We start from the raw sequence: 13,831 nt of genomic DNA on the forward strand, positions 1-13,831 counted from the left end.
TCTGGGGGGAGCCTATGGAGGGTGGTGTCATATTCGTACTGATCCTCGTGGTGTTGACGGCAATGGCGATGACCCGCTTCGGCGATTTGAAACGGGAACTGGCGCAGCTGCGCGCGGAATTGGCCACGGCCACGGCGTCGTGGCGGGAGTTGACGCAGCGCTTCGTGGCGTTGGAGGCCACATGGGCGAAGGGGCGGTCGACGACCGAGGCGGCGGCTTCATCGCCGGCCTCGGCAACCACTGACACGATTGTGCCTCCTGTCGCGCGCGCCACGGCCGAAGCCCAATCTATGCCGACGCGCACAGCGTCCGTTTCCCCGCAACCGACGCGCGCCGCTCCGCCCCCGCGCCGTCCGGCACCGCCGCCGCCTGCGCCGCCGAAGGGGCCGCTGATCGATTGGGAAAAATTCGTCGGCGTTAAACTGTTCTCCTGGATCGCCGGCGTGGCGTTAGTCATCGCGGCGATCTTTTTCTTGAGCTACTCGGTGGAACAAGGCTGGCTGACGCCGCCGATCCGCACCGCAGTGGGTTTTTTGGTCGGGATCGGATTATTAGGCTTAAGCGAATTTCGTTTTGCGCGCCGGTATGCCACCACGGCCAATGCATTGGACGCCGGCGCGATCGGCGTGCTGTTCGCCACCTGTTTCGCCGCGCACAGTCTGTGGTCGTTGCTTCCCAGTCTCCCGACGTTGCTGTTGATGGCGTTGATTACGGCCACGGCGGTGTTGCTCTCGCTGCGGCGTCATTCGCCGTTTATCGCCGGGCTGGGACTCCTCAGCGGCTTCGCGACGCCGGCTTTGCTCGCCTCCGGTGTGAATCGGCCGTTGTCGCTGTTCGGCTATTTGTTATTGCTGAACGTCGGTCTCGTGTTCGTCGCGGAGCGGAAACAATGGCGTTGGTTGACGACGTTGTGCCTTATCCTGACGACGGGATATCAATGGGGATGGGCGTGGAAATTTCTGGCCGCCAGTCCGTTGCCGCTCGCACTCGGCATTTTTCTGATCTTTCCGGTCGTGGCCGTCGCAGCGCGCGTGGCGGGACGCCGTTGGTGGCAACATGGTGCCGCGGTCTTCACTCAACAGACCGCCGTCTGCGCGATGCTGCCGGTCCTCTTCGCGCTCTATCTTGCCGCAACCCCGATGTACGGCGCGCGGTATGGACTCTTTTTCGGTTTTCTCGGCTGCCTTGCCGTCGGACTCGGCGTGGTGGCATGGCGCATCGGACCGACGTGGCTGCATTGGGTCGGTGGCGCCTCGACGCTCGGCGGTTGCGCGATCTGGTTGGGCGTCTCGTATGTCCCGGCCGCGTGGCCAACGGTGCTCGGCATGCTGCTCGGCTTCACGGCGTTCTATGCGTGGCTGCCGCGCGGCGCGATCATTGCGGCGCTGTTAGGGACGTGCGTCGCCGTGCTCCCGGCGGTGGATCCGGCCGTGGGCGACAGTGTAGCGTGGTGGGGCGCAGTGGCGGCGTGGCTGCTACTGGTCACCTGGGCCGCAGTGCGGCAAGCGGACCGGGCGGCGTATTGGGTCGCGGGCGCGGTGGCGTATCTGGCGCTCGGCATCTGGTCGCAGTGGTATGGGACGGTGGATCATTGCGCGACGCTGTTGCTCGCGTATGTGTTGACGGCACTTTATTATATTGCAGTGCCTGCCGGAGTGCGGCGTTGGCGACCCGCAGCCGTGTCAGTGTTGCAACACACCGAGTATATCGGATTGGCGAGCGGACTCCTGTTGTTGAGATTCGTCGCTACGGAGCCGGTGTTGACGGCCGATCCGGTGCCGTTTCTGGTGACGGCAACCGTATTGCTGGCCGCATGGGCGCTCGCGGCCCTCCAGTCCGCCGGCGGGGCGCTATTTGCGGCCGCGCTGTTCGTGGCCTTTGTGAGTCTGCTGGCGTGGATCAAGCCGCTCGCCGGGTCGCCATGGCCGACCGTCGCGCTGCTGCTGGGGACTGGTTACGCCGCGTTCGGATGCGTCGTGTATCGCGTCGCGGGGCGGATCGCGGCCCATGTTCCAGCGGCTGACGGGTCAGTGGCCTGGTCATCGTATCTGCTCGGGGCGGCCGGCGGTTGTGTGTTGGCCCAATTCGCGGTGGCGAGCGCGGCGCTCTGTCCCGGCGCGCCTCCGTTGTGGCTCTTCGCCGGCGCCGAGTTAGCGGCCATTATCCTGTTATTGGCGCTGGCGGTATGGTCGCGCCAACAGGTCTTGGCCGTGGTGGCCGTCGCCTCGACGGCGATCGCCACGGCAGTGTGGAAGTCCGCGATTGAGCCAGCTGCGGGATCCTATGTGGCGATCCTCACCGCGTACTATTTGGCGTTTGCGGTGTATCCGCTGCTGTGCGGGCGGGTGGCAGGTCGGGCGCTGAGTCCTGCGTTGGCGAGCGTGGCGGCGAGTGGACTCTATTTTCTCGCCGTGCGACGCGCAGTAGGCGAACTGGGGTGGGGGGCGTATATCGGCGTGCTCCCGCTCGCGCAGGCGGCGCTGTTGTTGGTCCAATTGCGGATGTGGTTGCAGTTGGAGCCGGCCGCGCCGCGCGATAACACGCGGTTGGCACTGGTGGCCGGCGCCGCGCTCGCGTTCCTGACCGTCGCGATCCCGCTGCAGCTCGATAAACAATGGATCACGATCGGCTGGGCGCTGCAAGGCGCCGCGCTCGCGTTGTTGTACGGCCGGATTCCGCATCGCGGACTCTTTTGGTGGGGGCTCGGATTGCTCGGCGCCGTCTTCGTGCGGCTGGTGTTGAATCGCGAAGTTTTCGCGTACTATCCGCGCAGTGCCGTGCCGATCCTTAACTGGTATTTGTATACGTATCTGTTGGCCGCAGGATCGTGTTTCGCGGCGAGTGTGGCCTGGCGACGCACTCACGATGTGGTGCGCGGCGCCGTCCGCGGGCGCGCGCTGGTTGCTGCGGCGGGCGCGGTGTTGCTGTTTCTGCTGCTGAACATTGAAGTCGCCGATTATTATTCGAGCGGGGCGACGATTACGTTCAATTTTTCCGGCTCGATCGCGCAGGACCTCAGCTACACGCTCGCGTGGGGTTGCTTCGCCGTCGCGTTGCTCGCGGCTGGGATCATGTTGCGCAATCGACCGACGCGCTTGACCGCGCTGGTGCTGATGACGGTGACGATCTTCAAAGGATTTCTCCACGACCTGTGGCGCTTGGGCGGGCTGTATCGCGTCGGCACGTTTGTCGGATTGGCCGTTTGCCTCGCGCTTGTGGCGCTCGCGTTACAACGGTTCGTATTGGTCCCGAAGCAGCGCGTGTCTCAGCAATAGCATTCCGATGGAGGATGTATGCGTTTCCGATTCCGTGTTGTCTTCAGTGTCGTGGTTGCGTGTCTGAGCAGCGGCGTGACTGCGCACGCGGCCATGTCGTCCGCCGTGCGATATGAACGTCCGCTGCAAATCGAGCACGCCGGGCCGCAGAAAATTGCGGTTGATGTGCCGTTGCTGAGCGGTGCCGCAGTCGGACTGCGCGACGTGCGTTTCTACGATGCCGCCGGCGCGGAGGTCCAGTATCTCGTGATCCCGCCGTCGGTCCCACGATCGGAATGGCGCGCCGCTCCAGCGCTGCCGATCGCCGCGACCAAGGAGCAGAGCGGATTTGAACTCGATCTCGGGGATTTGGTATTCGTGAACGCATTACGGATCGAAGGGATTGCGGCGCCGTTTTTGAAACGATGTCGGTTGGAGGGGAGCGGAGATCGGGCGCATTGGACGCTGCTGGTGGAAGAACAGAGTCTCTTCGACTTGCCCGCAGAGCAGTTGCAGCTGCTGACGCTGGAATTTCCGGCCGGCGAATTTCGGTATTTGCGCGTGACGTGGGATGACACCGCGAGTGCGCGGGTCTCGCCGCCAACGCAGACGTTCGTGCAGTTGCCGCTGCAGAAGGATGCGCCAGTTCCAGTGCATGTGCCGCTCGGCGTGGAGCGACACGAAGCGGTCCGCGGCACGAGTCGGTTTCGGCTGCGATTGCCGGGACCGCAGTTGCCGGTAGCGGCCATTGCGTTGACGGTGGCGGAAGCGACGCTGCTGCGCGACGCGCGCGTGACGGAGGCTTACTTTACCGGCGATCGGATCGTGCCGACGGAATTAGGACATGCGCAGCTCCGCAAGGTCCAACAGGGCGATGCGAGCGCGGCCGCGTTGACGATTCCGATCACGGATCCGCGCGAAACGGAGCTAGAGTTGGTCGTCGACGATGGCGATAATCCACCGTTGCAATTGATTGCGGCGATGGCCGTCTTAAAGCCGGTGCCATGGATTTATTTGGAGGCGGCCGCGCCGGGGACACTGATGGCGCGCTTCGGCGACTCGAAAGCGCTCGCTCCCAATTACGATTTGGAGGCGCGGCGCGAGGCGATCGATGCCGATCGGACGATTGCGGTGGTCTGGGGCGAACGGCGGGAGTTGGTCGTGGCCATGCCGCCCGCCGTGTCACCGGAAGTCGGCACGACGATCGGCGGTGCGCTGGCGACGACCGGATTTCGTTTCCAGCGCATGATCGACGACGTCGGTGCCGGCATGAATGCGTTGCGGATCGACTTGGCCGTGCTGGCGCATAGCCGGACAGCGGCGGAGTGGCGGATCGTCGATGCGAGCGGGCGACAAGTCCCGTATCTGTTGGAACAATTGGACGCGCCGCTCGCAGTTGCAATTGTGCCGCAGCGCATGGACATTGCCGCCGACGACGCGCGGCCGCATGTTTCGCGCTATGCCGTCGAGCTGCCGTACGCCTCGCTGCCTTCCGGGCATTTGGTCGTAGAGACTTCGGCGCGTGTGTTTCGGCGCTTCGTGCGCGTCGTCGCGGATCGCATGCCGCCGGATCCGCGTCAACGTTCACAGGAAATCGAAGTGGCGCGCTGGTTTTGGAGCCATGCCGATGCGGAAACCGCCGCGCCACCCGTGCGTTTGGCGTTACCTGCCGCGGTCGGGACGCAACGGATGACGCTCGAAATCGAAGAGGGCGACAACAGTCCGCTGCCGTTAACGGCGGTGCGTTTCGAAACGACGGCCTATCGCGTGCGCTTCTTTGCCGCGACGCCACAGCCGCTGCGCTTGTTGTATGGCAACGCCGCCGTACCAGCTCCCCATTACGATCTCGCGTTGCTCGCGGATGTCCTGATGGGACGCGCGGCCCACGAACCGCATTTGGCGCCGGAAGCGGAGGGCGGCGACGCGCGCAGCGTTTCCACCGCGCCGTCGATGTACCTCTTTTGGAGTGTCCTCATCGTGACCGCCCTCGGTTTGGCGTTGCTCTTCATCCGTTTGCTGCGGAAAAACGGGCCTCCCAAGCCGGCGGCTGGATGAATTGAGTCGTGGCGGGAAGATTCATTGCTCGTCGCACAGCCGCATGGTACAGTGCCGGCATGGCGAAGCGGCGGCAAAAAAAACGTAAAACCTACATTTTTTGCCTCGATCATGACGATCCGGAGAAAGAATTGGATTTCGAGGTCCGGTTTCAATTGACGCTCACGACAGCTGAACACTTCAAACGAATGTGGACGCGGTCCAAGCAAATTGCCGAAATGATGTCGCGTATGGACATAAAAAGACTCCTGGCATCACTCAACGCCCATAAGGTTCGTTATGTCGTCATCGGTGCGGCGCATGGACTGGATGCGAGTCGACACGCGGTGGGAGACTCATATGATGCGATATTGGCTCTGCGGCGCGCTCGTGGTTGGTCTGCTCAGTGGCTGCGAGAATGCGACAACGGTAGGTGGTTCGAACTCCGGCGGTTCGATGCCGCAACCGACTGTGGCAACGGGGCAGACCGTGGAGAAGTATGTGGAGCCGGGTGAATCGATCACCGTGGATCCGCCAAGCGTGCCGGGATGTCAGAATACGGAGTGGAAGGCGCAGGGGCCGTATGAAACGCAGTATGGAGTGAGCGTAGTACAGCAGAGTGATCGTCGCTTGACCGTGCTGACGGGGCAACAACCGCAAGATTATGATCTCGAATACGAATGGAATTGCGAGGCGGCGCCATCATCGATGCTCCTTCCCTATCGCGTCCGTATCCATGCGGCGCACACTTTTTTCCCTCGTCGCGAGAATCAGCAGTGGACGTATGCCGTGCAAGGAGCAGGCAGCACGCTCCATACGCCGACCTTTACGAATCAGACACGGTCTCAAGGCGAACTCATGTCGAGTTTCAGTGCCAACGGGGGGACGGTTTCGTTCCGGGTGTATTTGAACAACGGCATTGTCGGAAACGCGCTGACGGTTGCTTCGCTTTCGTACCAATTCTATCGGTCGGGTATCGATGGGGACGCCAAGCTGGCCTTCGATCCGCCGATTGCATTGCTCGACCATGTTCGCACGCCGACAACTGGCAGTCGGATCGAAAAGACGATTGTTTCATTCACGACCGACACGGAAATCTCCGGCTGGGCGCCGTTTGCCGGCACCAAAGAGCTGACGGTGATGAGTGAAACCACGGCCGTGACGTTGGCCGATGGGGCGCACGACGGATTGCGTGTCACGCTCGCGGACGCGGATGGGCGCGAATATTTGCCGCCGATGGTGTTGGTGAAGGGGAAGGGGATTGTCGCGCAGCAGCTCCACGACGTCTTCGTGCAATATTTGGCCAAATATTTGGGGACCACCGAAATTCCGCAAATGACGCTCGTGAGCAACGGCCCGTAGCGAATGAACGCCCCCCGCCCCAAGGGGCGGGGGATCCACCTCCCTCTCCCTTTGGGGAGAGGGTTGGGTGAGGGGGAGACCACCGGGACCATCACTATCTTGAATCCTCCCCCTCACCCTAGCCCTCTCCCCAAAGGGAGAGGGAAAAAAACGCGGCAAGCCGCGAGGAATTTCACCTGGGGAGATTAATCTTTCCACGTCCACCATTTCAATTTCTCCGGATCGTGGCGCGTGTGTTCCGCGTAATACACGGCGCAGCGGAAGACGTAGAGGAGGCAACGGTCTTGCTGGACGCCGGCATGCGTGTTGGATTGTGCGTACAAGCGTTCGGGGTCTTTACCTCTGAGATCCGCGACGGTGCGAATGCCGATCTCCCAAAGGTCCTGCGCAATGCTTGGCCCGACACCGGGGATGGTGCGGAGGTCTTTCAACTGGGATGCGATTGAACGCGCCATGGCGTGTGTGTACGCGACGCCGCAGCGGCGCGGCAAGGGAAATGCGATCGTTATTCGTCCGCGAGCCAACGATCGAAGAGCGGTTGGAGGATCACGTGGCCGCCGTAATCCGTGGTCGGCTCGCTCAACGCGGTTGGGGCGCTGGCGCGGATGCGTGCGTACAGGGCCTTGCATGCGCTGCGGAGCTCCGGATCGAGCAGACGGCGATGGCGTTGAAATTCGTTGACGACCAATGGATTGCTCCAATCGACGTTGTTCCAGAGCGATGGTTGTGTCCCGGTCAGTTGATAGAAGACGTCCGTCAAGGTCGACGCGATGCCTTGTCGTTCTTTTTCCTGCAGCGCCGGAGCCAATTGCGGCAGACGGTCGAGGGAGCGGCTGAGGATCTGCAGATTGTACCGTGCGGCTTGCTCGGCATAGCGATGCAGCGGCACGGTGCTGCCAGCATAGCGGACACTGTCTCGTTGATCGCGCAGTGGATGGCCGGCCATTTCAAAGAGGTCGCGCAGGTAATGCGGCACGCGCCACTGTGCCTTGCCGAAATGCGCGTCGTCGAGTGCATTGTAGAACATCTGCTCAGAACCTGCGCCGGCAGCGCCGCTGCCGTCTGCGGTGCGGCGACGTGTGTCGAGCCACGTTGGATCGACAAAGGTGACATCCACGCCCGTGGCGGTGAGCGTGCTGACCATGTTCCACGCGTGGGATAGTGCCATGCTGTGATCGGCGCTGGGTGAGAAGGTCGTCATGTACGTGTTACGCAGTTGCGGATTGAGATCGCGCAATATCGCGAAGACCGCAGTGTTGACGGCGGCGTAGTTGCGGCAGATCCCTTGGCCCTCAGCAAATATTTGGTCGGGGGGCATGGTGTCGATTGCCTTGGCACGGTCATTCCGCAGGTCGCCGGATTGCATCAGTTTGCCGAGGAGTTCCATTTGCCAATCGGGTTGCGACCGGTCGATTGAGTCGAAGAGTTTCTTTTCCGCCTCGCCGATCATTCCGTGTTCGTAGGCCAAGCGGTGCGCCACGAGGCGTCCGCTGAGCAGCACGGCGTCGTGTATGGAGAGGCGGCGCAGCGACTCCGGCGGATAGCCGAGCGCGGCCGCGGTTTCGAGGATCAGGGCGGTAAGACGTTCCCGATCCGCGATGGCGGGTGGCGGGGGCGGCGTGTTTTTATGGTCGGTCCAGAGCAAGCCTGCATCCGGCAGTGCGGTAAAATAGTCGCGCAGCAGCGGATCGCGCAGCGTCTCCGTTTTTTCGGTTGGCGTGGGATCATACTGCGCGAACGCTTTGAATGCGATCTGCGGCAGCGCGATCAAGTGGTGCAGCGAGAAACCGTGCTTCGATAAGAGGCGTTCGATGGAATCGAACTGGTGAGGTGTCGCGCCCGCGAAATCTTCCGGCGTGAGCTGCGCATCATGATTCGTATCCAGCGCGCGTTGAATTTCTTGTTGCTGTGCGACGCGCGCGGCGTCGGGTGCGGTGCGAAAGAACTCCTTCAAGGAGTGGATCACGCGATTGTACGGAAAGCGAACCTCGCTCATGGTTCCATGATTATACGAGCGGGGAAGCCCGCAAGGCAATGGGTGTTTCCTACCCGTTGTCGTCGGGAGATTCTGACAGTAGCGCGGTGTAGTGTTGTTGTTTGGCCTCGTATTGCTGCGTGACGGTTTCTAATCGGGCGAAGTGGGCGTCGATCGCTTGTTGGGCGGTCTTCAGCGTCTTGGACAATGCCACGAATGCGGCGACATCTTTTGACTGCGAGGCGTCGATCAAGGCTTGATTCGCGGCGGCGATTTCCGTTTCCCGTTGTGTGATTTGTTGCTCCAGCGCAGCGATTTCCTGTTTGAGCGGTGCCAACACTCTCGATTGTTCGGCCACGATCACGGAGCGTTGGCGCCGCCGCTCCTTCTTGGTCGATTCCGGAGCGGCTGTCGTCGGGAGTGGCGTTGCCTCAGCGTTCGTTGCCCATGCCTTCGCGACGCGGCGCGCGTTCTCGCCCGCCTCTTCTTCCCACCCGATCTTGTCCAGGAATTCGGCATAGGTCCCGTCGAAATAATCGGCCCCGCCTTGGTGAAAAACGATCAACTTCGTGGCGAGCGCGTGCAGGATCATTTCGTTGTGGGTGACGATCAGGATCGCGCCCGGAAAGGCATGCATACTTTCGACCAACGCGTCGACCGATTCCATGTCGAGGTGATTGGTCGGCTCGTCGAGCAGCAAACAGTTGGCGGGCATCGCGACGATCTTCGCCAGCAACACGCGACTGCGCTCTCCGCCGGAGAGGACGGCCACGCGTTTTTCGGCGTCGTCGCCGCTGAACATCATGATCCCGCAAATCGTGCGGACGCGCGTGCGGTCGAGTGTGGGATTGGCGCTCGCGACCTCTTCTTCGACCGTGCGTTCCGCGTGCAGTCGGTCGATGTTGGTTTGGCCGAAATAGCCGATCTGGCATTGCGGATGCGAGTTGATGCTGCCGTTGCACGGCGTCAGTTCGCGCGCCAACAAGTTGAGCAACGTCGATTTGCCGCGCCCGTTTTTGCCGATCACGCCGATCCGATCGCCGGGCGCGATCGTGAAGCTTAAATTGTGGATCAGCGATTGCTCCGGGACGAAGTGAAACGACAGTTGTTGTACTTCCGTGAGCCGTTTCGCATTGAACGGGGCGAAGTGAAACGCAAAGTCCAAATCGGCCACGTCTTCCAATTTTTCGCGCGTTCCCATCTTCTCCAACAGCTTCAAGCGCGATTGCACCAGCGAGGCCTGCCTTGCCTTCGCGCGAAAACGATGCACGAAAGATTCGATTTCTTTGCGCCGCTTTTCTTCCTTCACCCGCGTCTTTTCGTGGATCGCCTCGTCTTGTTCGAGCTGGGCGTACAATTTTTCCGTGCCGCCCGGGAGCTTGCGGATCGATTGGCGATGGATTGCGGCGGTGTGGGTCGTGACGGCGTCCATGAAGGTGCGATCGTGCGAGATCAACAGTAATTCGCCTGGCCAGCTGCGCAGGAATTTCGTGATCCAGCGGATCGAGAGGATGTCGAGGTAATTGGTCGGTTCGTCCAGCAGCAACAAGTTCGGCTGCGCGACGAGTACTTTCGTCAAGTGGAGTCGGATCTGGAAACCGCCGGAAAATTCCGTGGGCGGGCGCTGCATGTCCGTTTCGGTGAAGCCGAGGCCGAAGAGGATGCGTTCCACCTTATAGTGGTCATGCACCTCATCGGGCGGGAGACCGAGGCAGCCTTCTTCCAACACCGTGGGCCGCGTGCAGCGGATGTGCTGAACCAAGTGCCCGATCCGGTAATGCCGTGGGATATGGATCGTGCCGGCGTCCGCTTCTTCTTCTCCGATGATCAAACGCAGCAGTGTGGACTTGCCGTGCCCGTTGCGCCCGATCAAGCCGACGCGTTCGCCCGGATTGAGCTGCAACGTCACGCCGTCGAAGAGCACTTGCTGCCCGTAGGCCTTATGGAGGTCATGGATATGGAGCATATGAAATTACAAACCGCTGATTGCGGCGCGTTCCATGCCGTCGAACAGGCTCGCGGCCACGCCCGGTTCCGCGCCACCGGTGACGTAAAGGAAGCCGTCGTAGACGGCGCTGGCGGAGCTCTTGCGGGGGGCCTGCAGCGCCGTGGCGGAGGCCCAGGTGTTAGTGGTCAGATTGAAGGCCTCCACATCGGCAAAGATCGTGGCGCTCAAGTCGGTGGCGCCGCCGTAGACCAGGATCCAGTCGCTGGTCGCCACGACGTGTTGCCCGGAAAAGTGGCGGCCTGTTGGCATATTGTCGTCTGCGATATCCCAGATGCCGTCGCCGATATCGTAAAACTGCACGACGGTTTGTTGACACGTGTTGTCGGCCTCCAATGCTGTCAAGTCGGCGTCGTGCTCCGAACAGCCGCCGATGACATAGATCCGGTCGTCTACGAGCGTCGTCGCCGCAGAGCGGATCGGATACGGAATGTTGCGTTCGAGCACCGTCCAGAGATTGGTGGCCGGGTCATACACTTCGATGGAGTCGCGATTGGAAACTTGCACGTCGCCGCTGGCGGAATGCATGCCGCCGACGACGTAGATCTTGTCGTCATACACGACGGCGCCGGCCACATCCCGTTTTTCGTTCAGCGCCCCGGCCGTGGTCCACGCGTTCGTTGCAGGATTATAGATGTCCACTTCCGTGAGTTGTCCGCAACGATAATCTCCGCCGCAGGTGTCGGGATCAGTCCCGCCGATCACATACAATGATCCGTTCAATTCCACCGCCACGGCGCTTTCCCGATAACGCGGCATCGCCGTGCCTTGTGACCAGCTGTCGCCGGCGATATCGTAGATCTGCGTCTTGGTGCCTGCGGCTGCCGACGAGCCGCCGAACAGATAGAGCTTGCCGTTGTACGCGGCCATCGTCATTCCGTTGGCCATGAACAGCGGACCGGTGACCGTGCTCCACGTGAGCGCCGGGTCGGTGAGCGTGCCGTCGAATCCTCCGTCGGTGGCCGAATCCGCGCCGGCGCCAAAATTGTAAAACGCCGACACGGTGCCGCCGAATTGGGTCGCGATATAGCGATTGAGGGGATCGTGATCCGCAAACACGACTTCGCCGGACGCGCCTTCCCAAAAAATAATGCCTGCGGTGCCATAGGCGTCGGACTGGTCTTTCATGATCCGAAACGCGCTGACGACCTTGGTCTCGGTCGCGTCCCAATCGTACGCATTCGTGAGGGCCTCGCCCCACATGCCGGCGTTGGAGATTAGATACGGGATGCCCAGCGCCGTGGCGAGGGTGCGCAAGTTGCCCAATTGCGTCTGGACGTGCGTCGTGAAGTCCGCTTCGCTGAGGTGGTTCGGCATCGGGGAGATATTGACCGCCGCGTAGTCGAAGCCGGTGAGGTTGTATTTCGCGCTGTCGGTACTGTCGAACGCCTGACCGACCCACATCAGCGCGCCGGTGAAGCGGGCTTCCAGATCCGGCCGGATCGCTTGCAGATACGACGCGGCGGCATTGGTCGTGAGTGATTGATTGAAGATGCGATCGGCCTCGCTCATCGGGGCGAAGATTTCCACGTCGGCCCGCTCGGCCCATTCGGCCAACGCGTACACCTCTTCCGACAACGTGCTGATGAACGTGTGCTCGTCGATCAGGGCCTGCGGAAAATTTTCGCCGTCGGCCACAGAGCCCGGCGTGCCGTCATACGCCGCCACATAGAGCATATCGACGGAGAGGAGCACCGGATATCCGGCCTGACGGAGAATCTTGATGCGACTCCCGAGTTGATTGAGGTCGGTGGTCCGAAAAATCGCGCCGCCGGCATTCACGATGAGGCCCACATTGAAACTGGCGACATTAAAACCGTAGTGGTTGAAGGTCGTGCAATCGTTGGTGATGGTGGTGAAGCCGTCGGCGTCTCGGTCGAGCGGATAGAGGGCCCAGCAATCATAGCCGACGTTAGAACCGTCGTCCGTCGTGACGCCGTAGTGTCCTTCCATTGTGGTCGGGAGCGTGAGGCGCGCTGTGTCGGCGGACATCGTGCAGCTGAGGCTGCTGTCGAGTGTGACGGCGGCGCCGTTGAGATCGGTGCAGGAAGAATGTGCGAGGTCGAGGACGCCGGCCGTGGTGATACGGAACGTACAATCTGTGACGGCGCCGCCGATCTCGAAGCGGCCGTAGATTTCCGGCATGTAGCTGTCGGTGTTGCGTACGATGCCGCTGCCGCGGGTCATCGTGAGCGTGCTGCTGTCGCAATCGCCTTCGATGGCATCCAGAAAGCTGAATGCCGCAAAGCGATAGCCGCCGACCGCCGCGTCGCCCGCGAGGGCGTCTTGATTGTCGTCCAAACAAAAGTCATCCGGGCCGACGCTGATGGGATCGCTTTGTGAGCCGAAGGTTTGTGCGGCGGAGGGGCCACCGTAACCGAACATCAGCACTTTGCCGGCGCCGCCCGCGAGGTTGTTGCAAATCGTTTGCGACGTCGCCAAGGTTTTTGCGCCGCGTGCGAGATTGTTGTCGCTGTTGATCCCGCCGAACAGCGCGGCCACGCCCGCGGCCGTGGCCTCGGTCCCGGCGGCGGTGGATGCGGTCGTCGTGCTGTCCGACGTGCTTCCGCGACAGGCCACGAGCGTACAACAGCAGGTCAATAATAGAGCGCAGGTGATTCGGTGCATGGATTCCCCCAATTGTAAGCGGCACATCTTACGGGCGAGCGTACCGAGACGTAAAGAAAAACGTTGGACCATGTGGTTGTCATGTTGAGCGCTGATGTCCTGCGAGAAAATTCCCGCCGGAGGCGGGTCCGTCCGTCGGCGGATGCTGCCGCAAATTTTGGCGGAGAGGGAGGGATTTCCTCCGGTCCCGACGCTGGCGCGTCGGGCCTTCGGACCGGCCCTCGGCCCCACCAGCCTCCGGCTGGTGCCGGTGCCTCCGGGCTTCAAATCCCTCCCTATGGTCGGCAACCGTCCACTGGACGGTTGCCACATTACATACCGCCAAATACAAACGGGCCCTTTTCAGGGCCCGTTTGTATTGGCGGAGAGGGAGGGATTTGAACCCCCGGTGCCCGTTAGGGCACAACAGATTTCGAGTCTGCCGCATTCAACCGCTCTGCCACCTCTCCATTCATCGGGGGGCCTGCACGGCCCCGTCGGTGCTACTCGCAACATTAGATAGGGCGGGGCCGCGCAATACCCCCCGAACCCCCCGCGTCGATCGCGGGCAAAGCCCGACGCTCGACTTTTCCC

At 61.8% G+C, this 13,831-nt stretch carries 7 protein-coding genes and 1 tRNA gene; 3 read left to right on the top strand and 5 right to left on the bottom strand.

Going from position 1 to position 13,831, the window contains the following annotated elements; all coding sequences use genetic code 11:
* Positions 1-14: 14 nt before the first annotated feature.
* The 3 genes from HY696_01255 (at position 15) to HY696_01265 (ending at position 6,650) form a co-directional block, all read left to right on the top strand.
* The gene (locus HY696_01255) at positions 15-3,275 is read left to right on the top strand and encodes a DUF2339 domain-containing protein (protein MBI4237028.1); all 3,261 of its coding nucleotides are present in this window, start codon (positions 15-17) and stop codon (positions 3,273-3,275) included.
* A gap of 18 nt (positions 3,276-3,293) precedes the next feature.
* Positions 3,294-5,309 (top strand): DUF3999 family protein, encoded by a 2,016-nt coding sequence (locus tag HY696_01260; protein MBI4237029.1) that lies wholly within the window; start codon positions 3,294-3,296, stop codon positions 5,307-5,309.
* A 339-nt stretch (positions 5,310-5,648) separates the two neighbouring features.
* The gene (locus HY696_01265) at positions 5,649-6,650 is read left to right on the top strand and encodes a hypothetical protein (GenBank protein MBI4237030.1); all 1,002 of its coding nucleotides are present in this window, start codon (positions 5,649-5,651) and stop codon (positions 6,648-6,650) included.
* Between the two features lie 185 nt (positions 6,651-6,835).
* Here the strand turns inward: HY696_01265 and HY696_01270 are convergent, their stop codons facing one another.
* The 5 genes from HY696_01270 to HY696_01290 form a co-directional block, all read right to left on the bottom strand.
* Entirely contained in the window at positions 6,836-7,105 is a 270-nt protein-coding gene (locus HY696_01270; GenBank protein MBI4237031.1) for a helix-hairpin-helix domain-containing protein, read from the bottom strand.
* Between the two features lie 50 nt (positions 7,106-7,155).
* Positions 7,156-8,646: a hypothetical protein gene (locus tag HY696_01275; GenBank protein MBI4237032.1), complete on the bottom strand. Its 1,491-nt coding sequence runs from the start codon at positions 8,644-8,646 to the stop codon at positions 7,156-7,158.
* A 49-nt stretch (positions 8,647-8,695) separates the two neighbouring features.
* The gene (locus HY696_01280) at positions 8,696-10,591 is read right to left on the bottom strand and encodes an ATP-binding cassette domain-containing protein (protein ID MBI4237033.1); all 1,896 of its coding nucleotides are present in this window, start codon (positions 10,589-10,591) and stop codon (positions 8,696-8,698) included.
* 6 nt (positions 10,592-10,597) lie between these two features.
* The gene (locus tag HY696_01285) at positions 10,598-13,258 is read right to left on the bottom strand and encodes a hypothetical protein (GenBank protein ID MBI4237034.1); all 2,661 of its coding nucleotides are present in this window, start codon (positions 13,256-13,258) and stop codon (positions 10,598-10,600) included.
* 359 nt (positions 13,259-13,617) lie between these two features.
* Positions 13,618-13,707, bottom strand: a tRNA-Ser gene (locus HY696_01290).
* Positions 13,708-13,831: the final 124 nt, after the last annotated feature.

The organism is Deltaproteobacteria bacterium (assembly GCA_016210045.1).
Classification (GTDB): Bacteria; UBA10199; UBA10199.